The organism is Dethiosulfovibrio peptidovorans (assembly GCA_002748665.1).
GTDB lineage: Bacteria > Synergistota > Synergistia > Synergistales > Dethiosulfovibrionaceae > Dethiosulfovibrio > Dethiosulfovibrio peptidovorans_A.
The window spans coordinates 72,695-96,578 of the sequence record PDTB01000022.1; the positions used below are offsets into that span (position 1 = coordinate 72,695).

Genomic DNA, 23,884 nt, shown 5'->3' on the forward strand with positions numbered 1-23,884 from the left:
ATTTTGTTGGGAGGATGGCTATGCGTGATGCTCCTTCTTTCCACGTCCTCTTCCCCGGGAGCTCCGCGAAAAGGCCTGGTACTGTATCATCAGTCTCTTGAGGAGTATGCAGTGGGACTGACCAACCTTCTCGGACATTTTGAAGAATATTCTTTCATGATGGTCTCGCTGGACCGTTGTTCCGAACGTCTTTTTCAGGATATCCGGAACGCCGAGGCGGTTTTTCTTCTAGGAGAAATGAAACTGGGCTCTCCAGAAAAAGCCCTCCAAAAGGTTCTTTTGGAGCGAACAAAATGTACCTGTTTTGTGGGAAATCATGAATGGCTTGACATTTTGCCTGTTCCCAAAGAAGCGACCTATGCCCTTTACAAAGGTGGAAAGTATTGGGTGGATGGGCATTTGTTCTATCCCTTTGAAAAAACTTCTCTTTCCCGGGTATACGCATCTCTGGAAGCGGATGGAACGACCTTCCCCTTTATTTTCCAAACCCTTCGGAAAAACTGCTTTTACGTCCTGGGTTTCCCTTTTTTCGGCAAGGGGGGGCTTATACTTGCCGATTCTCTGCATGAGATCCTGGGGGTTTCTCATGAAGCAAAACGGCTTGCTATGATCCGTCTGGAAGACCTGAATCCTTCCTATGAGGGGGAGCGTCTCGAAAAACTTCGGGAGTGCATCGATTATCTGCATGGTGAAGGAATTCCTTTTGCCATGGCGGTGTATCCTGTTTTCAAGTTGGAGAGGAATCGGAAGGCCTTACGGATTCTGGAGAATGAGCCCTTTATGGAAACTTTGCGAAAGGCGGAGAAATATGGAGGAACCGTCATTCATCACGGCACTTCCCATCAGTACCGTCAGGCTTCTGGAGAGGGGTCGGAATTCTGGGATATGAAATACGATCGTCCTGTCCCTGGGGAAAAAGAATATTTTCATGAGCATATGCGTTACGGTCTCTGGCTTTTTCGAAAGGCAGGGCTGCATCCAAAGCTTTTTGAAGCTCCTCACTATAACTTTCCCCTTTCCCTTCAAAAGGAGCTTCCCCGTTATTTTGACACTTTGGCGGGTTCCCTTATGCTTAACAACAAAAGTTATAAACTGACCCAGGATATTCCGTACTTCCTTTATCGGAGTGCCGCAGGACTTAGGGTGCTCCCAGAACAATTAGGCTATATCGAATACGATGATCGCGTGCTCTCTCACCTGAACATCGAAAAGAAATTGGAAGTATTGGATGCCATTGTACGTGATCCCTTGGCGTGTTTCTTTTACCATCCCTATGTGGAGGGGGCAAGGTATCTTCAGGAATTGGTCCCTTTCCTTCTTCAGCGGGGATATTCTTTTGTGGATGCCTCGGCCTATGCGGGGGGACTCCGCTATGATCCAGAGCCTGTGGAAGATTTATGGCCTTTGGTCAGGGGAAGAAGGGATGGGAAAATCGGTTTTGGGATTGTTACAGTTGCGGGATTGGTGGTGTTACTCTTCATCCTTATCTACGGAACCCGAAGAGTAAAACGCAGAAAGGAAATGTTTCGTTAGTCATGGTCGCTATACAAATTGATGACGTTTTTTTAGCCTGTCTGACAGTTATATGGGTAATGCTGCTTTATCACGTGATACTTTGCTATGGAGGATATCGGTATTCCGTTAGGATGGAGCAGGAAATTGCCCAAATGGCTGAGCTTTCTTCAGAAAACTTACCCCAGGTAACGGTATTGATTCCGGCTCATAACGAAGCGTTGGTCATTGATCGGACTCTTCGCGCGGTGGCTTGCATGGATTATCCAGAAAAGAAACTGACGGTTTTATGCCTCAACGATAATTCCACCGACGGTACCGGAGAGATTGCTCGTAAGACCGCAGCATCCTTGGGGGCCCATGTTCAGGTGGTGGATGTTCCTCCTTCCCGAGGGGGTCGGGGGAAATCCGCAGTGCTCAACTATGGACTCGAAATTGCCCAGGGAGAAGTTCTTGCGGTGTACGATGCGGATAATACCCCTGAAAGGAGTGCTCTCCTCTATCTGGTACATAATCTTGTGAAACGGGAAGATTTGGGAGCAGTAATCGGAAAGTTTAGGACTCGCAATCGTTATGTAAATTTACTTACTCGATTCATTAATCTTGAAACTATCTTTTTTCAGTGGTCCACCCAGGCTGGACGGTGGCATCTTTACAGTCTTGCCACGATTCCTGGTACTAATTTCGTGGTCTGGAAAGAACTTGTCCAGCGTATTGGAGGCTGGGATGAAAAAGCCCTTACCGAAGACACGGAGCTCTCCATACGGATATACCTGCAGAATCAATTTATTAAGATGGTTCCCTATTCCGTGACCTGGGAGGAAGAACCTTCGAGCTGGAAGGTCTGGTTCAAACAGAGAACCCGCTGGGCCCGGGGAAATTTGTACGTTCTCAAAAAGTATTTTTTCCCCCTCCTTCTTAGGGGAAAATGGCGGCTTTTTCTCGATATGTTCTATCTCATGGGAGTGTACTTTCTTTTTCTCTCTAGCGTTTCCATTTCGCTCCTCATCTTTATTGCCGGGAGCCTTGGGGTCACCTATGTGAGTCTCCAGGGGCCCTTTAACTTTCTCTGGGTTCTGGCAGCCCTTCTTTTTGTTGTCGAATTGGGAATCAGCCTCACTGCGGAACCTGGAGAGGATCGGGGCAAAAATCTTCTTGTGGGGTTCCTGATGTATTTTTCCTACACTCAGATGTGGCTCCTGGTGATGTTCAACGCCGTGTGGCAGGGAATAGCAAGTTATTTCCAGAATGAAAAAACCTTTTGGCATAAAACAGAACGAACGGGGTGAGCAAGGTGCAAACGAGAAGGGTACGTTTTTTATGTGCGGTCTCATTATCTTTATTTTTGTCTTTTTTCGGAGTCTCTCTGTCTTTGGGAGCCGTAACAAATGTGCGAATTGCTAAAAAAGACGGCGGTTTCCGGTTAGTCCTTGATATGAACGAGATGGCTGCCTATAGGCTGGTCAATAAAAATTCTGTCGTGGAGGTGAACATTGATACTCTTTGTCGCAATCCTAGGAAAGGAAGGCTGCCTTCTCCAGGTAAAAGCTACTCTCTGGTGAATCAGGGGGCTTCGTGTAAGCTCCTCATTGAGTTGGATAGGGAGGATGTATCCGTATCTTCCTTCAAGCTGAAAAACCCTGCCCGTTTCGTGGTGGATGGAAAGCCCGGGAAAAGTGCTCAAAAACAACCTCTTCCTTCCTCCTTGAAAGCCAGAGAGCCTATACTCACGCCGGAACCTGAAACAACTTCTTCGGAGGGCTCCCAGCTTGTGAAAAATCACGGACTCCTCCCACTTAAAAAAATGCCTCGGGTGGTGCAGTCTGTCAATGTCCGGCTAACCCCACAGGATATACCCCTTCGTCAGCTTTTAAGCTCTAGGGTGTTTTATTTTGATATATCTCCCACGTGGAAACCCTTGGAAGGAGGATATGTGGAGCTTGTGCTGAGCCATTCGGAGCTGTTGAATCCTAGGGTTTCCAATGTGACCGTGGAGATTAATGGGGTCCCCATGAGGAGTATTCCTCTGGATAAACAGAATCTCTGGAAGGGGCATATCTCTATTCCTCTGGATCCGGGAGCATTGCGGCCCGGGACCAATGAAATCAAACTCACCGCTCTTACGAGAACTTTCGAAGAACGGTGTTCGGATATCGATAGTCCGGGTAATTGGTACCGTCTTCACAAAGAAAGTCTCGTTCATCTACGCTATATCCAGAAGGAAGCTTTGAAACTAGAGGATTTCCCCTCTCCCTATTTTGAAACGAATCACTATCGTGTGGATAATACCGTGCTGGTTTTGCCTGACCAAGCAACTCCACAAGAACTCTCCGCTGCGTATGCGTTGCTTCTTCAGTGGAGTTTGGATGCTCCGGGGAAGGATATTCAGGTGGGGGTACGGCATTTTGGAGAAATTTCCTCTTCACTTGCCCATCGTATGAACCTCATTTATATAGGACGGAGAGACGCCTTTCCTGAAGATTTTATGAGAGTTTTCGGGGTTCCGGAGAACCTTTCCGGGGAGGTTTATTACAAAACCTTTCTCAATGACCTGGGATTGGGGCGTATGTGTGTTACCGGGAGTACTGCTCAAGATGTCCTCTTTGGAGTACGGAGTTTGCTGGCCCGGGAGATTCGGAAGCAAATGCCCTTTAGCAAGGCCTTTCTTGCGCTGGATACCCCCCTGCCCCAGAAGAAATCCTCCAAAGAAATGGGGACGGATATTCCTTTGGACCGGCTTTTCCTGCCGGATATAGTAATGCGGGGAATTTCCCTGCATCACGAAGAAAACTTCAGCTTCCGTATTCCTCCTCAATGGGATGTTTACGGTCATCCTAAGTTGGTTCTGCTTTTCCGGCATTCCCCGAATCTTGACAAGGTCAAGTCCACTCTTGAAGTGGATATCAACGAAGTTCCCCAAAGGGGTACGTCCCTTACTCCTGAAAATGCTGCGGAGGGAATTTTGACCGTGCCTCTCGAAAAAGAAGCGGTAAAAAAAGACTATGTCAATGTGTGTCTCCGGGGGTATCTTGATATCAATGTCCCCGACTGCTCCCGTTTTTATACTGAATCTGCCTGGATGGTTGTGGATAAAAAATCTTATTTTCATCTTCCTCACAGAGTGCGAAGATTAAAACCCCTTTTGGAAAACCTTCCCCATGCTTTTCTGGATCCAAACCTGAACATCTACATGGATCCCGGGGTTGGAGGGGAGGAGCTTTCCGCTTTGGGGAGGGTGCTTCAACGCTGGCAGGCTCAGATGTTCCTCCCCTTGTCTGTAGAGGTCTTTTCGCTTCCGAAAAACGTGGATTCCTTCTCAGAAGGAAATAGGCTCATTTTTGCTCCCATGAACAAATTGACTGGTCGGGGACTTGATCTCTCGGTAGGGTATGATGACTCCAAAAAAACGCTGCTCTCAGGAACTCGGGTTCCTGTTGTAGCTCCCTTTGGGGAGGATGCGATCTTTTTTCAGGTTATTTCCGAAAAAACGGGGGTTACTGTGGTCATGAGCTGGGCGAATCAAGCTCCCCGGGAAGCTTTTTTGACGAAAATGCTTCTTCGGCGAAAACTTCGGGGAGACACCTGCCTGGTCTCTCCTGCAGGCGAAGTAGTCCCTTTTTATCTCAGGGAAGAAGCGGAGAAAACGAGAGAGGAGGAAAGTTCCATACTTTCCTGGTCCAATATACTGGATTCCCTTCGAGGAAGTAAGCGTTCCCTGGGGATCTTCTCTTTTGTGGTACTTCTCATCATGAGTGTCATTGTCTTTTCTCTCTTTCGATCTTTCCGAAAAAGATAAGTTGTTGGAGACAAGGAGAAGGGAAAAGAAAAGTTCAAAAATATTTTACGGGGGATATGGAGGACTTCCTGAACAACAGTGCTTGAGTAACCCGAGAAAGAGATCGTCAAGTTTATCCTCAGGGAAGATCTGTATCCGTATGAACACAAAATCTGCAAGCGAGCGCTTCTGCAGGTTATTCAGGAGCCCCAGCACATCCTGTTTAATAGAAACGAGAAGGGCCGGTTTGTACTATCCCAAACCGGCCCTTTGCGCGAATTCGCTCAGGCTCCCATCTGAGCCTCAAGCATGGACGCGAAGAAGCCCTGCTTGTCCCGGAGCTCCTGTGGAGAGCCGCTCTCCACGACAGCGCCGTCTTTTATCACAACGATTTTGTCGGCTCCAGCAACGGTCCGCATCCGATGGGCGATAACCAGGACGGTTTTCTCCCTGATAAGCTCCCCCAAGGCCCTTTGAATTCGGCTCTCGTTCTCGGTGTCGAGCGATGCCGTGGCCTCGTCGAGCAGGATGATGGGGGCGTCCTTCAGGATGGCCCGGGCGATGGAGATGCGCTGTCTCTCCCCTCCGGAGAGGCGCTCTCCGTTCTCTCCGATCATCGTCCCATACCCTTCGGGCAGCCGCTCCACAAACTCGTCGCACTGAGCGAGCCGTGCCGCCCTGAGTACCTCCTCGTCGGTTCCGTCCTTTTTCCCAAGGCGGATGTTCTCCATCACGCTGGCGTTGAAGAGGGTCACATCCTGAAACACGATGGAGTAGGATTTCAGCAGGGTCTCTGGATCGATCTTGGAGATGTCCTGACCACCCAGGGTGACGACTCCTCCGTCTATGTCCCAGAACCGCGCCGACAGCTTGGCCACGGTGCTCTTTCCTCCGCCCGAGGGGCCGACAAGGGCCGTCACCTCCCCCTGTTTTGCCGTGAAGCTGACGTTCCTCAGGGTTTGCACCTCCTTCTGGTAGGAGAAGTCCACGTTCTTGAACTCGATGTCGTAGTTCCCGGGATTGAATTTATCCCGTCCGCTCTGCCTTGGCATGGCGTCCATCTCCTTCATTCGGTCGATCCGCACCCCGAGATACAGCAGCAGAGCGAAGTGGCCGAGCACATCGATGATGGGGTTGTAGATCCGTCCTGCTATGATGAGGAAGGCCAGGTATGAGAAGACGGTCACCTCGCCCTTCAGCAGGAGATAGGCACCACAGAGCAAAGCCGTCGGCACCCCCAGCTTCAGAAAAGTGAATGACAGGTTTATCAGGGAGCCACTCAGGAGCTCGGTCCGAATGAGATATCGTTCGTAGCTGTCCAGTCGGCGGTCCAGATCGTCGGAGTAGGCGGCCTCGTTGTTGTAGGAACGTATTTCCTGGGCGGAGTCGAGCCCCTCCTGGATCTTGTCGGAGATATCCCGCTTTATGCCGTAGATATCGATGTGTCCCTGTCGTTGAATTTTTCTGGACATCCAGAAGACCAGAGCCGCCGCCGGAACGACCCAGAACACCCCGAGGGCGAGCCGCCAGTCGTAGGCAAACATCATGGCCGCCACGATGGCCATGGATGCCAAAGAGGCGTAGATCTGGGGCACCGCGTGGGAGAAGAGCTGCTCTATCTGGGTGACGTCCTCCATGATGGTGGCGCTGAGATCGGCCACGTCCTTTTTGCCGAAGAAGGCGAGAGGAAGCTGCCTCAGGGTTTCGGCAAGGCTGATCCGTCTCTTGGCGCTCTCCTTGTAGATTCGGGTATAGGTCGAGTCGTACTGGCAATATGCGATGATGTATATACATGCGAAAATCGCCGAAGCGACCACGCCATAATGGACGAGCCCGTGAGGTGCCGCGCCTGATGCGCCCATATCGGTCCCCAGTCTCTCGTCAAGAAACACGAATGCCAGCATCGCCGGCGCCATGAAGCTCAGGTGCAAGACCGTGGTCCACAGAACCGAACGCAGAAAATCCCTGGCCCCTTCAGGGGACAACGCGAGCTTATCCTGAAAATAGTGTATCACTGGAGGTCCCTCCCCTCTTTGTCGGCAGGAGACGCTATTTTCCAATCGACCGTCTGTTGATATTCCTCCCACATGGCCGCATACAGGCCTCCTTTTTTCAGAAGTTCATCGTGGCTTCCAACCTCGACGATCTTGCCTCGGTCAACGACCAGAATTCTGTCCACGCCTTGAACGCTGCTCAGACGATGGGCGATCATAAGGGTGGTCTTTCCCCGGCTGAGCTCGCCCAGAGCCTTGCGTATCAGGTGCTCGTTTTCCGGATCGGCAAAGGCGGTGGCCTCGTCCAGTAAGACGATGGGAGCGTCCTTCACCATGGCCCTCGCCAGGGCGATGCGCTGCTGCTCACCGCCGGACAGATAGGTTCCCTTGGAGCCCATAACGGTCTCAAGCCCGTCAGGGAGTGCGTCCACGATATCCCTGGACTGTGATGCATCGACGGCCCTGTCCAGGGCCTCCTGGCTTACCCCCTTTTTTCCGAAAAGGATGTTCTCCCTCAAGGTCCCCTTGAAGAGCCTGGTGTTTTGAAACACGAAGGAGATGTGCTCCATAAGCTCTTTTTTCGGGATATCCCTGACGTTCACGCCACCGACCAGGACCTCGCCCTGGTCGACGTCCCAGAACCGGGCAGCCAGACGGGCGATGGTCGTCTTCCCTCCGCCTGAGGGGCCAACCAGCGCCACGGTCTCTCCCTCGTGTACCCGAAAACTGACATCCTGCACAGCGGGAGAGGGGCTCCCTTCGTAGGAGAAAACCACGCCTCGGAACTCCAGGCTGTTTTCTCGGATAGCGTCTTCCTTTGTTCCGTCGACCATGACGGGATAGTCCAGCAGACCGTCCAGCCGATCGATAGCCTGTTCGGCGATGAGGATGTAGTGCCGAAAATTTGCTGACCTCATCATGAGCGTGGAGAACCCCGGGGTGATCAGAAGGTAGAAGATGAAATCGGCCAGAACCGTGGGAACGTCGCCCCCTCGTCCGATCAGGAGGATCGTCGCCGGGATCAGGAAGAAGACGGCTGCCTGCATGGTCACGGTGTACAGGGAAAAGGGCTTCCTCCACATGAGGGTAAAGGCATATACCATTTCCCTATACTTTATGATGCTGTCGTAGAACCTTTTGAACGAGTGGATGCTCTGCCCGAACGTCTTGACCACGGGGATACCCCGGACGTACTCCACCGACTCGGAGCTCATCTCCTCCAGGGAATCATAATATAACTGCTGGAATCGCCGCCCCTCGGCGTTCATCATGGACTGCATGATGACGAACCCCATGAGGATGGGTATCAGCGAGGCGATCCCCATGCGCCAGTCCACCAGAAACAGCAGGACCAGGAGAATCACCGGAGAGACCACGGTACCAGCCAGATCGGGAAGCTGATGGGCCAAAAAGGTGTGGGTCGTACCGGCGCCGTCGTTCACGATCTTGCGCATTTTCCCGCTGGCGTGTCTGTCAAAAAAGCCCAGTGGCATGGACATGATTTTTCGCATGCCCACCTTCTGTAACCCTACCTCCACATGGAAGGCAGCCAGGTGGGAGCTCAGCAGAGCTCCGAAATACGTGAGTAAGGCAGCGAGGGCACTGATAAAGGCGAACCAGGTATATCGCCCGACCATCGTCATGTCCAGCCCCCCGTAGCTTCGAAGGATCTCCCGAGCCACAAGCCACACAAACACGAAGGGCAACACGTTGAGCGCTGCCGATACGGCCGACAGAAGCAGAGAGATTGGTAGAAGGATCGCTTTCCCCTCCATGTATGGGACAAACCTCCTGATGATAAAGGGCTTTTTTGTATCGTTCGGCATACTGATCATCCTCCTGACGGACCGGGGGGTCCTTTATAGAGATAAAGATGAGCGGCGTCAAAAGTTTGCATAGACGAACTTTTGACGCCGCTATTATACACCTGTTCAGCAATAAACATCAACCCCGGTCAGGCAGAAATGAGTACAATAACTACATGGTGCCTCCTGTGCCCTCTCGGTTGGGGGCGACGTCCACCTCGCCCCAGTCGATACTTCACGACGGCAGGTTAAAAATACGTTTGGGCGAGACAGGGCTCCGTCGAAACGACCTGAGGCGAGTTTCTGAGTTTTTGGAGGTTCCCTACAGTCCTTTCGAAGGTTCGGCCAGGGCCAGGATATATCCGTCTCTGTCCCGAACGTACAATTCCTTCATTCCATACCATGAGACCTCCAGGTCCTTTACGATCTCCACCCGCTCCCGGATGCGTCCGTGCAGGGCCTCCAGGTTCTCAGTTTCCAGGTAGACGGTGGCGGAAGCTCCTATAGGAGTCTGGGCGAGGGCGCTTATGTCCTCCCTCAGGCTTTTTTCTTCCTGAAGCATGATCTCGACCGGTCCACTTCTGATCAGAGCCCAGACGTAGTGCCTCCCAGGAGACAGGTTCGTCTCTGTCTCGTGGGTCTCGGTGACCAGAGCAACCACCTCGAATCCCAGAGCGTCCGCGTAGAAGGTTACCGAGTCTCGGATATCCCTCACCATAAGGTTTGGGGTCAGTTTTTTCATCGTCATCTCCCAATCTCCTCTCTTTGGCGATTCCAGATCGCCTCACCCTTCATGATAGATCATCGTTCCTTTCTATTCTTGGACAAATACGACAGCCTCTCTCCCTCGGGATGGAGTCGGCGATATTCCCGGTTCATGTGGGACTGATCTCCGTAGCCCATGTCCAGGGCTAGATGAGCCAACGAAACATTTCCTTTCTTGAGAGCTTTGTGAAGACGGCGGAATCGGATAATTTGAAGAAATCTTTTGGGCGAGATTCCTACGTGCCTGGAGAAGAGGCGTTCAAGCTGCCGAACGCCCAGGCCCAACGACGAAGCGAGGGAACGCACGGAGAGGTGTGGGGAGAAGAGGGAGTACGGTCGCAGATCCAGGGAAAGGTCACGTAACTCCTCTGCCAGAAGATGGGCACAGAAAGCTCTCATCTCCTTTGATGAGCTCATAAGTTGAAGGGAGGAAAAACGGCAAGACAGATATGGCGAGACCGTCACAAGATCGACGACTTCGTCACGAAAACGGGATGCCGCCTCGTCGAGCAACGTGGGCAAAACGCCGGGCCTGAAGCGGATTCCGAAAAGGCCCTGCCCCGGCTCGATTCGAACCATGCGGGAATGGGACATAGTTCCGCAGACGACGCCCCGACCCCCTGAGGTTGTATCGAAGATAAGGTCCATACAGCCGTCGGGAAGGATGGGGACAGGAGCTCCGGCAAGAGTGTCCCGATAAAACCAGAAGGAGTCTACATACTTTGAAAGGTCGTCATCCGGTCTCAGCTCATCGTAGGACATAGAGCTCCTTTCCCGTTTTGAACGACACCGTCGATCGGTTGAAGGGTAATCTCGACCAGGCGAATTCTGATCAAGATGCAGACAGGGAACGTCAATGATTCTCGGACATTTCCCGGCGTAGTGTGTGGCATAACGATATTTCTCCTGAGGCTTCGGTTATTATATGGTTACTCAACAAAAAAGGCTAAGCGTATTACAGGGCTTCTGTGTCATGTTGGCGTTAAGTATACATCTTCGATACATACTAACGCTACAAGGGAGGCGTGCTTGTAGCAATGACAAAGCTTTTTGAGGACGAACGAAATCAGGCTGTCTGTCAATTTACCGAAGAAGTTCCGTTGTATCGGCGATGAGGTTTTCGTTACCAGGCTGGGGGGCTCGGATGTGGGTTTTTAGAGGTGCTCTCTATCCCACTGGATGCAATATGTCACCCTATTCAAAGTCCTTTATGGATACGTATGAGGCCTTTTCCAAAATTCCCAGTGGTGGTATAGTCGCCAATAGACTTTGGCGATAAAATGCGGGTTGTCTCTCTCCTTTGGAGAATATGAGGGAGGTCTTGTGTGGTGAAAGCCCTTGTGACGGTAATCTTGGATGCCTGGAGAGATCGGGTGGTCCCTCTTCTGTGGGTGGCTTTCTTTGCAGGTGTGTTTCTGGCCCTGGCTCGCCAATTGGACGATGGGCTTGTTTCTTTGTCTCTAGGGGGACTGGATGAGACTGCCCGAGAGGTCATTCGTTCAGATCTGACGCATCGATCCAACTCAAGCTTGGCCGGGTTCGATGCATGGCTTATGACCGAGATTGCACCAGGAGAGGGCCAAGGGGATCGAGCCGTTGCTGGAGCCCTTATCCGGTACTTTCGTTTCGATCGCCGAACTTTGAAAAACTTGGGATCTCCAGAAGCCTGGAGGCTCATCTCTTGGGCTGCAGGGCTTCGTCGTCGAACAATGGCGCCTTTGTCGATTCCTTTCCTCTTTGTTGTTCTGGTTATCTGCACGATCATCATGATTTTTCAGCAGGGAAAGCGGCCCTGGAGGTCCCTGTGCTACTTCACGTCCCGACTTCTGGTCATCGTGGCGTCCGTCTGGAGCCTTTTCGGCATAGTCGAGGGAGTTGGGCATTCGTGGGCCCTTGGAACGGCTGCTTCTCAGCTCACCTCCCTTCCGGCTACAGTGACCTTGTGGGTGCCTCTCCTCTCGGCTGGTTCGGCCCTCTCGTGGCTCTGCGGTGTGATGATTGTTGCCTGTGTCTCCGAGTGCTTTGGTGCGCTCTACCCCGACCCGTGAAAAAATCGAGAAAAATGAAGGGCCTCGGATATCCCGAAGCCCTTCATGATTAAGGAAACAGCTTTAGCGGACGTACTCGTTCAAAGGACGAAGTCGGTAGGCATTGGTGGGCATCTCGTTGGTTGTACTATAGCCCGGTTGGGCGTTTATCAGGTCTGGCAGCCGATTGACGATGGTGGCGCAGGTGAGCTCCACGGTGGCCGGCCGGTTAATCGTCACTTGGGTATCGGGCTCACCGTAGATGGTCCAGTCGTTGCAGTCGAACTCATCCGGTGCATACACTTTGCCGATACACTCGGTTTCTACCGTGACGCCTTGGGCAGTCTCGGTCGTTACCAGAGCTGACATGCCGGTGGCATACCCCGCTGGGATCGTCATGCCCAGGGTGGAGGAGCAGAGCTCATTTTCGTGCGTCTGGGGAATGCACTTTTGAGTCTGGGAGGTAACGGTGAGCCCCAGCTTAGCACAGAGCCAGCCATTGACGTTCCACATATACGATGGCAGGAACTCGCCTTTGTCGATAAGGGCCTGTCGCTCAGCCGGAGAAATATCATCAGCGGCGGCTATCTCCCGGGCGAAGGTCTTTAAGTCGAGACCGGCTCCATGTACCTGGGCCAGAGCGATGCCGTAATCTTCTACGTTGTAGCTTGATCTCCCCTTAATTTTTTTGATCGTGTGAGTTGCCCCGGCCAAGGTGGCAATAAGGTTTCCCCAAAAGACATCCTGATACCCGGCACCACAGATCGTGCAGTTGTTCTTCTTCGCAAGATCGTCGATTTCCTTCGTTATGGCGAGGGAGGAGTTCCAGGGATAGAAGGCCTCCTCGCAGGTGCTGATGGCGTTAATGCCGTTTTTGGCACAGGTCAGGAAGGGATTTTTAAGGTCGCTCATGAGGCTCATCGTGGTGATGATGCAGGCGTCAGGCTTGAGCTCTGCCAAGGTCTTGTCGGCTTCGGTTCCATCCAGAATCATGATGCCCTTGGGTCCGGTCTTCATGATCTCCCCGATATCTTTGCCTACTACCGCAGGATTTTGGTCGAAGGCGGCCACGATCTCCCCACCTTTTTCGTATACGTACCTCATCGTGTAGGCTGACATCTTTCCGCAACCAAACTGGGCTATGCGCATTTTCCTGTCCATGTATGACACCTCCTGAAGAAGTATGTGATATATTGCACTATCTGTCATCATTTTAGACTCTATGGCATGTATAGAGTCAAGGCTGGCTATAAGTTCACTGGAATTTGAAGCTTGATAAACATGCCTCGCTCGTTATCAACAAACACGGGCAGGTCAGCGATGACCTCACAGACATAGTCTCCAGCTATGAAATAGCCTTGCTCTTCCGCATGGGCGAGAAGCTTCTGGGCATAGTCCTTTTCTTTATGGAAGTTGTCACAGGAGATACACAGGTATGTGTGGGAGGGGAGGGTCTCTACCTGGGGGGAGGGCTTAAAGTCGTGATCCACGAAGACGAAGACCTCGGTGGAGACGAAGTTCCTCGCGAGGAGGCTTTCTTGACGCATAATGCTCCCTACGTTGCAGAAATAGGCCATGGGGAGGTGACTGAGGGAGATATGTTTTTTGAGCTCTCGAAGGATGGACTCGTATGTCTCGATACCGTAATCGTAAAAGTTGATACCGCTGTCGTATCGATAGATATGCCGTTCGTCCATAAACTCGGTGAAGATCGTTCCGTCCTTGGGGGCGAGGTTATATCTTCGGTAGTTGGTCAACGTGCGGTCCACGCATTTTCTTGCGGCCGTGAGCCCATCGATCTCCTCGTCAAGTTTTTTTCGCTGAAGCTCAAGGAGATCCTGGATCACAGAGACATCTTGGCGGTCAAGTTGTTCCTTGATTTGGCGGAGAGTCATGCCCAGGAGTTGGAGATTTTGAATCATATCGAGTCGAGCGCATTGCTTCATGCTGTAGTAGCGATATCGGTTGGTGCCTACAAACTGAGGCTTAAGAAGTCCTAATTTATCATAAAGCCGAAGGGTTTGAACCGATATCCCGTTGATCCTGGCCATGGTTCCTATTGGCATCCTGTCCATCAATATGGTTTATCCTTTCCTCTGGAGGATAGGTCCCAGGATATGATATAGTTATATCCATAAATTAGTATAGTAAAAATGGTGGCGTTTTGAAAGGAGATCCTGGCCGTGGGTAAACTGATCACACCGGATCCTGATCTCTGGGAAAATCCCGATCACCGAGCGGCTTTGGAGGAAAAAGCTGAGCGGCGGCGTGTTGAGGCCAAGAGGAACTACCGCCGCATGATTCTTACGATCACGGTAGTAGTCGTCTTTCTGCTGCCTTTTATCCTTGCTCTCCTGAAACTCTGAACGTATATGAAAGAAGGTGCCCCGACGTGGTAGCAAAAGGTTTTCAGATGATGATGCAGGTCCATATCCCGTTGACCGAACACAATGTAGTCTCTCGGCAGATCGTTCGGAACTACGCTGATCGGGAAGAGATGGAGATGAACATGATCAACTATATCAACAATATTCGGGAGAACGACCAAATAGGTTTTGGCGATGATATTATCTTTCTTCCGACAGGGATGGGGCGAAGGACTGTTGTAGAGTTTACCTACAAGGTAGTGGATTGATCTTCTTGATTGTATTGGCTGGGAGAGAAGATACAGGCGAGGGAGCTCTCTCGCCTGTTTGTCGTTGAGACGGATACCTTTTGAAAAAGGAGGACGCTATGGGATTGGTCAGCACCTCCCATCTGGCCGAGGGCATGATCTTGGCTGATAATCTGATGACACCTTCCGGTCGATTGATCCTCAGTAAGGGCGTTTCCTTGACGGGAAAGCATATCTCCATGATGAAAGTCTGGGGGATTTCCTTTGCAGACGTGGAGGGTGTGGACCAGGAGGACATTCGTCGACGGGAGCAAGCCGTTCAGGAGACCATGGACCAAAGTGACCTGCTTCTTCGAAGCTTCTTCCCCTCGCTTTCTGATGAAGGCCCCACCTCCGAGCTCTTTGATCTCTGTCGGCGTAGATGCGCCAGGCTGATCGATAAAGGGGAAAACGAGATGATCGAGGAGATGGCCGATGATCGTCGCCCGGAAACAATACCGTTTCGCTCTGATCTCCCGACCGAACGTCCTCGTCTCTCCGAATTGGTCTCTGAAGAGATTCCTCTGGCGTCCTTATCGGACATCCATTTCAAAATCCGGGAAGTTGTTCAGTCACCGGTGAGCTCGGCTGCTTCTATCGCCCGAGTGGTGAGTACTGACCCAAATCTCAGTCTTCGACTTCTGCGACTTGTCAATAGCGCCTTTTACGCCTTTCCGACGCCTATTCGTTCCATCCCAAGAGCAATCGCCATTGTTGGAGTACGAGAGCTTTCGTCTTTAGCCTTGGCGGTTTCGACAATGAACGTCTTTACCGAGATCCCCTCAGAATATGCTGACATGAAATCTTTCTGGAAACATGCGGTTGCCTGTGGGGTACTCGCTCGAATCCTGGCCGTTCAGAAAAAAATCCGTCGGGACGAACAATACTTTCTGGCCGGCTTGCTTCATGATATCGGTCGGGCTGTTCTCTATATTCAAGAACCTCGGTGGATGGCTCATGCATTGGGACTTTCCCGCTACCTTCGCTTGCCCCTTCTGGAAGTTGAACGTCGACTCTTAGGTTTCGACCACGCCGTTGTCACCCATCGGCTTTTGAGTGCCTGGAAAATCCCGGAACCTATACTGGGACTGGCATCGTGGCATCACGAGCCTGAGCGGGCCGAGTACCCAGAGGCTGCATCCTTGATCTGGCTGGCGGACTGGATAGCCAATGCCATGAAAGTGGGCACCAGCGGTGCGTTCTTCCTTCCACCTCTGGATGATCATCGCTGGGAGCTCACAGGGCTTCACAGCGAGGCACTCCGATCGGTATTTGGCCAAGCGGAGCGTCAGATCCAAGAGGTCCTCCGTATCTTTTTGATAAAATAAGAGGTTTTGATGAAATTTGATGAATTAGAGGTTCGCCTTCAAGAGTTGGAAGAGCGCCTCTCTCTGCTCACTACAGAACGGGAGCGGGCACGATGGATATTGGACAACGCCGTTGAGGCCCTGAGTTTGCCCGCATTTTTGGGAGAAACGGGAAATCCTGCAGATGTCTTGGAACGGACAGCTCAGCGTGTTCGAACCCTTATCTCCTTGAAAGGGCTGGCGTTTTACCTTCTCTCGGAGGACGGATTGGACTTTACCTGCCAATGGCATGCTCCTCCGGATTTCTTGGAAAGCTTTGAGCCGGAACGTCAGGCCCTTATAGAGGATGGTACCGTTGCCTGGGCGTTGAGTCGAAACAAGCCGGTGATGGTCACCGGCGAACGGAGAGAAGGGCTTTTGCTTCACGCTCTCATGGCTCACGACGAACCTCTGGGGATCATGGCTGCACGTTTGGACGAAGACCCCTCGGCCATCATGGACATCTCTCTGGCCTTTCTCACAGTGGTTTTAGGATCGACTGCTGGAATATTAAAAAATAGCAGGCTCTATCGGGTCATCAACGACCTGAACGACGAACTTCGGGCCAAAATTGAACGGCTTGAGGAATCGGAGAAAGCCCTTGCCTTGGCCAACGAGGCCAAAAATCGTTTTTTAGCCAACGTCAGTCACGAAATACGAACCCCCCTGAATGCCATCCTTGGTATCGTCTCGGTTGCGAGGGGCGAAGATCGCCAGGCTCTGGACCGAGCTATGGATGTCGTGTCGGAAGAGGGCCAAGCCCTTCTCAGTCTTATTAACGACCTTCTGGATCTCTCCAAAATTGAGGCGGGGCATATGGAGCTGGAACGAATACCATTTAACTTGAGGGATCTGTTGAAAGCTCTGGAAGATTCGTATAGGGAGACCGCACGGGCAAAATCACTTGATTTTAACATTACGTACTCTCAAGCTCTCCCACAATGGGTTCTTGGAGATTCAATAAGGCTTCGTCAGGTTTTAGGGAACCTTTTGGGCAATGCTGTTAAGTTTACCGATCAGGGATATATTTCATTAACTGTCGAGGGGAACTGTCATCCAGATGAGCCCTGTAGGCTTCGTTTCGCTGTCTCCGACTCAGGAATAGGTATAGCTTCAGAGGGGCAAAGCAAGCTTTTTCAGGCTTTCAGCCAGGTCGATAGCTCGACCAGTCGACGGTATGGCGGAACCGGTCTGGGACTTGCCATCTCTCAGCAAATCGTTCGAGCCATGGGAGGAGAGATCGAAGTATACAGCGCCTTGGGTGAGGGAGCGATCTTCTCCTTCTCCGTCTTGATGGTTCCCTGTGCCCCACCGTCACAGGGTGAAATAGTTGAACAGCAGGCAGGGTCCCCTTTATCCATTCTCTTGGTTGAGGACAACGCCACCAATCGAGTTGTGGCAGGAGCTCTTCTGAAGAAGCTTGGACACAGGGTGACCATGGCCGAATCGGGACGAGATGCTTTAATTGCTCTGTCACAAGAGAGTTTTGACGTCGTGCTCATGGACATACAGATGCCTGGAATGGACGGGCTGGAGCTTACGGATATCATTCGTTCAAAGGGTAGTCCTGTTCGGGATCAAACTATCCCTATCATCGCCTTGACGGCCAACGTTATGAAAGGAGACAGGGAGCGGTATCTCGATGCCGGTATGGATGGGTATCTCGCAAAACCCGTTCGCTCCGACGACATAAAAAACATGCTGAATCGCTTCTCTCCCAGAGAAAAGCTGCCGCCGGCTCCTGAGCGATATGTCCTTGATACACGGGGTCTTCTTGAACGCTCTGAGGGGGACGAGGCATTGGCCCAGATGGTTCTGGATGTCTTCGTTGAGGATCTTCCATCCATGACAAAGAAGATTCAAAAAGCTCTGTACGATCAAGATAAAAGCGCCCTGGCTCTTCATGCACATGCTCTGAAAGGAGCCTCGGTGAGCGTTGGAGCTTTAGGATTAAGCGTCGTGGGGTATCGACTCCAAAAGGCCTCCGAGAGGGAAGATGAAAAATGGCATCGAATTCGGGACGTGGTAGATCGGGTATTGCCCGACGAAATAGCTCGGTTTCGGGCTCGATTAGACAAGGAGGCGATCTGGTGAGGATCCTTATTGCCGAGGATGACAGGACAACCCGGGTCTTGTTGGAATCGTCTTTCAAAAAATGGGGGTACGAGACGGTCGTTGTCTCTGACGGCGATGAAGCTTGGCGCATCCTCTCCGAAGAGGGGGCTCCCGCTTTAGCCGTGCTCGACTGGCTGATGCCGGGATTGCAGGGAACCGACATCTGTCGACGGGTTCGTGAACGGAACAAAAAGCAGGGAACCTATCAATATATTCTGCTCCTTACGGTCCAAAACGCCAGAGGAGACGTTATTCGGGGACTGGAGGCTGGAGCAGACGACTACATTGTCAAACCCTTCGACCCTCAGGAACTGCGAATGCGTCTCTCCGTAGGTAAAAGAATCCTGGAGCTCCAAGAACGGTTGGCCTTCTCGGCGAATCACGACCAGCTTACGAAGTTACCCAATCGATATGCCCTGTTTGACAGGCTGAATGCCGAGATGGCCCGAGCTGACCGTGATGGTGGAGGCTTGATCGTGTCGATGGTCGATCTCGATTTCTTCAAAAAAGTCAACGATACATACGGACACATGGTGGGAGATCAGGTCCTCTGTTCTGTTGCCCGAAGGCTGAGAAAAGCCCTGAGGCCATACGACATCGTTGGGCGATACGGCGGAGAGGAGTTCCTGCTCATTCTGCCGGGGGATGGGATGGAAGACGGAATCCGAACTGTGGAGCGGGTCAGGTTGTTGGTCGAGGAGACGCCCATTAAACTTAACGATGATACGGCTATCCCCGTCACTATATCAGCGGGCGTTGCCCTCTATCAAGGAGGAATGACTATGGACACACTCGTTCGTCAGGCCGATCAGGCCCTCTATCGAGCCAAAGAATCAGGCCGAAACCGGGTTAGTCGATGAAGTCCATTGAGCGTAGTCGAAAAAAGATCGCACAGGAGACGATGTGAAAGGCCTTAGCGTCACCTCCGATTTTTTTGTCGTCCCTGAAATGGCCCTCTTGCAGGGGTGGGCGGAGACCTTTCAGTTTTCAAGGCAGCACATGGTTGACCTAGAGAAGCGAAATTCGCCGTAGTCGTAACAATAAAATCGTATTCTGTTCGTTAGAGAAAGAGGAGGGGGCCAGAGGGATCGCCCCCTCTCTTTTTAGTCGGAGAGGCACGCTTTGTCTGACTATGCTAAAAAGTCAGAATAAGAGTATGGTGTTCCTTTTCCCAGAGAAAATCAAGTACTTGCTGGTACAATTGGTCGTGTCAGATCTATCTTTCTGAAGGAGGGGAGCTTGTATGAAAGCAGTGATACACGCTCAAGTGTGGACTGTGTCTCATGGCGTTGTGGACGATGGAACGGTCGTGTTCAAGGAGGGGAAGATTCTGTCGGTGGAGGCTGGAGGGGCTGTCCCCCAGGGGGCTTCCGTGGTGAATGGATATGGAAAGATCGTGACGCCAGGTTTTATCGATGCCCACGTACACATAGGCATCTGCGAGGAAGGTATTCCCGGGGCAATGAACGCCGTCAACGAGGATACCTCGCCGATCACGCCCGATGTTCGAGCTCTTGACGGCATCAACCCTGCGGATGAAGGTTTTCAAAAAGCTCTGTCAGCTGGGGTTACCTGCATGCAAATTCTTCCTGGGAGTGCCAACATCATCGGGGGAATCGGAACCATCGTCAAACCCGTTGGTAACGTTATCGATCGTATGATACTTCGGGCTCATTCGGGGATGAAAGCCGCATTGGGGGAAAATCCCATTACCTGGCAGGGAGGGAAGGGGCGTTTCCCTTCAACCAGAATGGGCAACGCTGCCTGTATGAGAAAAGCTCTACAGGATGCTAGAGACTACAGGGCAAAAAAAGAGGAGGCGGAGAAAAAGGGGGAATACTTTGCTCTCAATCAAGGTATGGAGCACTTCCTGCCTGTCCTGGATAAAACCGTCCCCATGCGAATCCACAGCCATCGAGCCGACGATATCTGCACAGCCATACGGATCTGCGAGGAATTTGACGTGCGCTACACCCTGGAACACTGTACAGAAGGCCAGTTCATCGTCGACTACCTGGCAGATCGAAAGGTTCATGCTGCTGTGGGGCCGACAGCGACCAGTAAGACCAAAGTGGAGGTCAAAAACAAGGGTTGGGAGACCCTCATAGCCCTTCATAATGCGGGAATATCTTTCTGCATCATCACTGACCATCCTGTAATCCCTATCGAGAACTTACCGGTGGCTGCTGCCCTGGCCATCAGAGCCGGATTGCCTCATCAGGCGGCGTTGGAGGCCCTGACGATAAACGCTGCCCGTCACCTGGAGGTGGAGGAGCGCATGGGATCCATCGAGCCCGGCAAAGACGCCGACCTCGTCATATGGCCCGGCGATCCCTTCGACATTCGCAACGCTCCAGAGCAGGTCTTCGTCGACGGGCAACCCCAACTTTGAGCCTCGGTCGTATTGACGGGACAGGCGTATTCGAGTAAATTATTTAAGCTACAGAGTCGTAATAAAAACGTATCTTATAATATATGAGGAGGAATGAATACGATGAACGTTCGAAAGCTCAGGTTTGTAGCGGTCCTGTGTGCTTTGGCCCTTGTGGCGGTTCCCGCATTTGCAAGAGAGAAGGCCGATCCTGATACTCTTGTCGTGGCGAACATCTACGACGCAAAAACCCTGGATCCTCACGCAACGAACGATGTCGCTTCGTCGGGTGCAATGTTGCACATCTATAACTGCCTGGTCAAGCTGAACGATAAAAATGAGGTCGTCGGTGATTTGGCTGAAAAAGTGGAGAAGGTAGATGACACTACCTATCGCTTCACCCTCAAGAAGGGCGTCAAATTCCACAACGGTGAGGAGCTTAAAGCTTCTGACGTTGTCTTCACCCTCAAGAGAGCAGTGGCTCCTGAAAGCGGTGCAATCAAGCACATCGTCGGAGCTATTGATCCTGACAGCATCGTTGCTCTTGACGACTACACCGTCGAGCTCAAGACGAAGTTCCCCTTCTCGGCTTTCCTACCCTCCATGACCCACATGGGTGGCGGTGCCATCCTCAACGAAAAAGCCGTTACCGAAGCCGGGGACAACTACGGTATGAATCCCGTGGGAACCGGTCCCTTCAAGCTTGCCAAGTGGAACCGTGGTGACAGGATCGTCATGGAGCGCTTCGACGGCTACTTTGGCCCAAAGCCCGCCTTCAAAAACCTGATTATCCGGGCCATCCCCGAGGGCACCAACCGCACCATCGAGCTTGAGAGCGGCAACGTCGATATCGCTTACGGCATCACCACGAACGACATCAGCCGTGTGAAGTCGAACAAAGCCCTCAAGCTCATCAGGACGCTCGACAACTCGACCAACTACCTGGGCTTCAACTGTGAAAAAAAACCATTTGACGACGTTCGCGTCCGTCAGGCCATCACCATGGCCCTGCCGGTGCCTCAGATGATCAAAGCTGTTAAACGCGGTGTTGGAGCGCCTGCCGTTGGCCCCATCGCACCCAACGTCAAATACGCCAACAAAGCCCTCAAGCCCATCCCGTACGATGTGAAAAAAGCCAAAAAGCTTTTGGCCGAGGCTGGCTATCCTGACGGATTCAAGACCTCCATCTGGACCAACGACAAAAAGGTTCGTATTGACCTTGCCACCATCGCTCAGAACCAGCTGAAGAAGATCGGTATAGATGTCGAGATCAAGGTTCTGGAGTGGGGCGCCTATCTTGAAGGCCTGACCCAGAAAAAACAGGATATGTTCATCGTCGGCTGGACCTGCCAGACCCCCGACCCCGACATGGCTGTCTACGCTCCCTTCCATTCGTCCATGAAGGGCAACAACAACTTCACCTTCTTCGGCGATGACGAGGTCGACAAGCTCCTGGACAGGGGCCGGGTCATGCAGGACGGCGACGAGCGTCGGGATGTATACTATCGGATACAGGACATCCTCAGGGAAAGGGGACCCTGGGTCTTCCTGTTGAACGATGAGGTCGTTGTGGGTACTCAGGCCTACGTCAAAGGTTTTGTCCCCAGTCCTTTCGGTTTTCACCCCCTGTATAACATCACCTTCGATGGACAGTAATATATAGAACACCCGTACACAACGACGCAGGAGCACGGATTTGTGCTCCTGCTTTCCTTATGGCATTGGGAGGGGCAACATGTTTACATACATTTTCAGGCGGGTTCTCATGCTGATTCCTGTCCTTATCGGCGTGACGTTCATCGTCTTTTCCATGCTCTTTATCACCCCGGGCGATCCTGCCCGGATGGTTCTGGGGGATCAGGCGCCTCAGGAGGCCGTTGACAAATTACGCAGCGAAATGGGGCTGAACGATCCCTTCTTTGTGCAATTTGGCCGCTATGTGTATAAGGCCGTCGTCCATGGTGACATCGGCCGCTCCTACATCACCAAGCGTCCTGTCGTGCAGGAGATCATGGCCGCCTTTCCTGTCACCCTCAAACTCTCGGCCCTGGCGATGATCATAGCTATGATCGTGGGCATCCCCTGCGGCATAGTCTCGGCCATCAGACAGTATTCTCTCTTCGACAACCTCGTCACCATCTTCGCCATGATCGGTATCTCCATGCCCGTCTTCTGGCTGGGAATCCTGCTCATCCTTCTCTTCTCCGTCCGGCTGGGCTGGGTACCTCCGTCGGGATTTGACTCACTCTCGACCATAATTTTGCCGTCCATCACCCTCGGTGCTCAGTCCGTGGCCATCATCACAAGGATGACTCGTTCCAGCATGCTGGAGGTTATCCGCCAGGACTACATCCGAACGGTTCGAGCGAAAGGTCAAAAAGAGAGAATCGTCATATGGAAACATGCCCTGGGAAACGCTCTTATCCCCGTCATCACGATCAGCGGCATCCAGTTTGGTATCCTCCTGGGCGGGGCTGTCCTCACGGAGCTTATCTTCTCCATTCCTGGAGTCGGGCGGCTCATGGTCGAATCCATCAAAATGCGGGATTTCCCCGTCGTGCAGGGTGGCGTTCTCTTCATAGCCGTGGCTTTCTGCATAGTCAACCTTATGGTGGATCTCATCTATGCCTGGCTTGATCCGCGGATCAAAGCTCAGTACGTTTCCTGAGGGGGGATCGGCATGAGCGAACCGAAAAAGAAAAATCCCTGGCTGGAAGTGTTCCGCCGCCTCAAGAAGAACAGACTCGCCATGGTGGGGCTCTTCGTCGTCATCGTCCTCATCTGCACAGCTATCTTTGCGGGAGTGATCGCCCCATACACCTACGAGGAACAGGATCTCATGGCGGCCTTTCAGGGGCCGTCGATGGAGCACTGGTTCGGCACCGACGAGTTCGGCCGGGATATCTTCAGCCGAATCATCTACGGTAGTCGGATATCCCTTCAGGTGGGATTTGTGGCCGTCAGTTTCTCCATCCTCGTCGGTGGATTTCTGGGGGCCCTGGCTGGCTACTATGGCGGTCGCATTGACAACCTCATCATGAGATTTATGGACATTCTCTTCTCCGTCCCTCAGCTGCTTCTCGCTATTTCCGTGGCTGCGTCGCTGGGGCCGGGGCTCTTTAACCTCATGATTGCCGTTGGTATCTCGTCCGTGCCCCAATACGCACGGCTTGTTCGAGCTTCCGTTCTCTCCATCCGGGAGCAGGAATTTATCGAGGCCGCTAAATCCGTGGGAGCTAAAGACCTCAAGATCATCTTTCGGCATATTCTGCCCAACTGCATGGCACCGATCATCGTTCAGGGAACCCTGGGTGTTGCCTTCGCTATCCTGACAGCTGCGGGGCTCAGCTTCATCGGCCTTGGCATTCAGCCGCCCATTCCCGAATGGGGGGCCATGCTCTCGGGGGGGCGAGAATATATCCGGGACTATGCTTACATGACGATGTTCCCCGGCCTTGCCATCATGATCACCATTCTGGCGCTGAATTTTCTGGGAGACGGCCTTCGGGACGCCCTGGATC

General features: G+C 52.3%; 19 protein-coding genes. 13 read left to right on the forward strand and 6 right to left on the reverse strand.

Features of this window, described 5'->3' with window-relative positions; translation table 11 throughout:
• Positions 1-24: 24 nt before the first annotated feature.
• The 3 genes from CSA35_06590 to CSA35_06600 all read left to right on the forward strand — a co-directional run bounded on the left by CSA35_06590 (position 25) and on the right by CSA35_06600 (position 5,308).
• On the forward strand, positions 25-1,533 hold the full coding sequence (locus CSA35_06590; protein ID PIE54375.1) for a hypothetical protein: 1,509 nt from the start codon (positions 25-27) through the stop codon (positions 1,531-1,533).
• Positions 1,398-2,801, forward strand: coding sequence for a glycosyl transferase family 2 (locus CSA35_06595; GenBank protein ID PIE54402.1), 1,404 nt, complete (start codon positions 1,398-1,400; stop codon positions 2,799-2,801). The genes CSA35_06590 and CSA35_06595 overlap by 136 nt, the downstream gene beginning before the upstream one ends.
• A gap of 101 nt (positions 2,802-2,902) precedes the next feature.
• Positions 2,903-5,308 carry a hypothetical protein gene (locus CSA35_06600; GenBank protein ID PIE54376.1) on the forward strand — a complete coding sequence of 802 codons (2,406 nt, stop codon included), beginning with the start codon at positions 2,903-2,905 and terminating at the stop codon, positions 5,306-5,308.
• 263 nt (positions 5,309-5,571) lie between these two features.
• Here the strand turns inward: CSA35_06600 and CSA35_06605 are convergent, their stop codons facing one another.
• The 4 genes from CSA35_06605 to CSA35_06620 all read right to left on the reverse strand — a co-directional run bounded on the left by CSA35_06605 (position 5,572) and on the right by CSA35_06620 (position 10,613).
• On the reverse strand, positions 5,572-7,302 hold the full coding sequence (locus CSA35_06605; protein ID PIE54377.1) for an ABC transporter ATP-binding protein: 1,731 nt from the start codon (positions 7,300-7,302) through the stop codon (positions 5,572-5,574).
• Positions 7,299-9,107, reverse strand: a complete 1,809-nt coding sequence (locus tag CSA35_06610) for an ABC transporter ATP-binding protein (protein ID PIE54378.1) — start codon at positions 9,105-9,107, stop codon at positions 7,299-7,301. The genes CSA35_06605 and CSA35_06610 overlap by 4 nt, the downstream gene beginning before the upstream one ends.
• Positions 9,108-9,408: 301 nt before the next feature.
• The gene (locus CSA35_06615) at positions 9,409-9,834 is read right to left on the reverse strand and encodes a hypothetical protein (GenBank protein ID PIE54379.1); all 426 of its coding nucleotides are present in this window, start codon (positions 9,832-9,834) and stop codon (positions 9,409-9,411) included.
• A gap of 53 nt (positions 9,835-9,887) precedes the next feature.
• Positions 9,888-10,613: a hypothetical protein gene (locus CSA35_06620; GenBank protein ID PIE54380.1), complete on the reverse strand. Its 726-nt coding sequence runs from the start codon at positions 10,611-10,613 to the stop codon at positions 9,888-9,890.
• Between the two features lie 563 nt (positions 10,614-11,176).
• Here CSA35_06620 and CSA35_06625 point away from each other — a divergent pair.
• Positions 11,177-11,899: a hypothetical protein gene (locus tag CSA35_06625; GenBank protein ID PIE54381.1), complete on the forward strand. Its 723-nt coding sequence runs from the start codon at positions 11,177-11,179 to the stop codon at positions 11,897-11,899.
• Between the two features lie 63 nt (positions 11,900-11,962).
• Here the strand turns inward: CSA35_06625 and CSA35_06630 are convergent, their stop codons facing one another.
• The gene (locus CSA35_06630) at positions 11,963-13,039 is read right to left on the reverse strand and encodes a dihydrodipicolinate reductase (protein ID PIE54382.1); all 1,077 of its coding nucleotides are present in this window, start codon (positions 13,037-13,039) and stop codon (positions 11,963-11,965) included.
• Positions 13,040-13,125: 86 nt separating this feature from the next.
• Positions 13,126-13,953 carry a MerR family transcriptional regulator gene (locus CSA35_06635; GenBank protein PIE54383.1) on the reverse strand — a complete coding sequence of 276 codons (828 nt, stop codon included), beginning with the start codon at positions 13,951-13,953 and terminating at the stop codon, positions 13,126-13,128.
• A gap of 108 nt (positions 13,954-14,061) precedes the next feature.
• Between CSA35_06635 and CSA35_06640 the strand changes: the two genes are divergently transcribed.
• From CSA35_06640 to CSA35_06680, 9 genes are all read left to right on the forward strand, one after another.
• Positions 14,062-14,244: a hypothetical protein gene (locus tag CSA35_06640; GenBank protein ID PIE54384.1), complete on the forward strand. Its 183-nt coding sequence runs from the start codon at positions 14,062-14,064 to the stop codon at positions 14,242-14,244.
• Between the two features lie 26 nt (positions 14,245-14,270).
• The gene (locus tag CSA35_06645) at positions 14,271-14,513 is read left to right on the forward strand and encodes a hypothetical protein (GenBank protein PIE54385.1); all 243 of its coding nucleotides are present in this window, start codon (positions 14,271-14,273) and stop codon (positions 14,511-14,513) included.
• 98 nt (positions 14,514-14,611) lie between these two features.
• Positions 14,612-15,859 carry a phosphohydrolase gene (locus tag CSA35_06650; GenBank protein ID PIE54386.1) on the forward strand — a complete coding sequence of 416 codons (1,248 nt, stop codon included), beginning with the start codon at positions 14,612-14,614 and terminating at the stop codon, positions 15,857-15,859.
• Positions 15,860-15,868: 9 nt separating this feature from the next.
• Positions 15,869-17,971, forward strand: coding sequence for a hypothetical protein (locus CSA35_06655; GenBank protein PIE54387.1), 2,103 nt, complete (start codon positions 15,869-15,871; stop codon positions 17,969-17,971).
• Positions 17,968-18,852, forward strand: coding sequence for a diguanylate cyclase response regulator (locus tag CSA35_06660; protein ID PIE54388.1), 885 nt, complete (start codon positions 17,968-17,970; stop codon positions 18,850-18,852). The genes CSA35_06655 and CSA35_06660 overlap by 4 nt, the downstream gene beginning before the upstream one ends.
• Before the next feature lie 383 nt (positions 18,853-19,235).
• Entirely contained in the window at positions 19,236-20,384 is a 1,149-nt protein-coding gene (locus CSA35_06665; protein ID PIE54389.1) for an amidohydrolase, read from the forward strand.
• A gap of 93 nt (positions 20,385-20,477) precedes the next feature.
• Positions 20,478-22,019 (forward strand): glutathione ABC transporter substrate-binding protein, encoded by a 1,542-nt coding sequence (locus CSA35_06670; protein ID PIE54390.1) that lies wholly within the window; start codon positions 20,478-20,480, stop codon positions 22,017-22,019.
• Positions 22,020-22,098: 79 nt separating this feature from the next.
• Positions 22,099-23,031, forward strand: coding sequence for a peptide ABC transporter permease (locus tag CSA35_06675; protein ID PIE54391.1), 933 nt, complete (start codon positions 22,099-22,101; stop codon positions 23,029-23,031).
• 12 nt (positions 23,032-23,043) lie between these two features.
• Positions 23,044-23,884 (forward strand): peptide ABC transporter permease (locus CSA35_06680; protein ID PIE54392.1); only part of this gene is annotated, 841 nt, incomplete at its 3' end.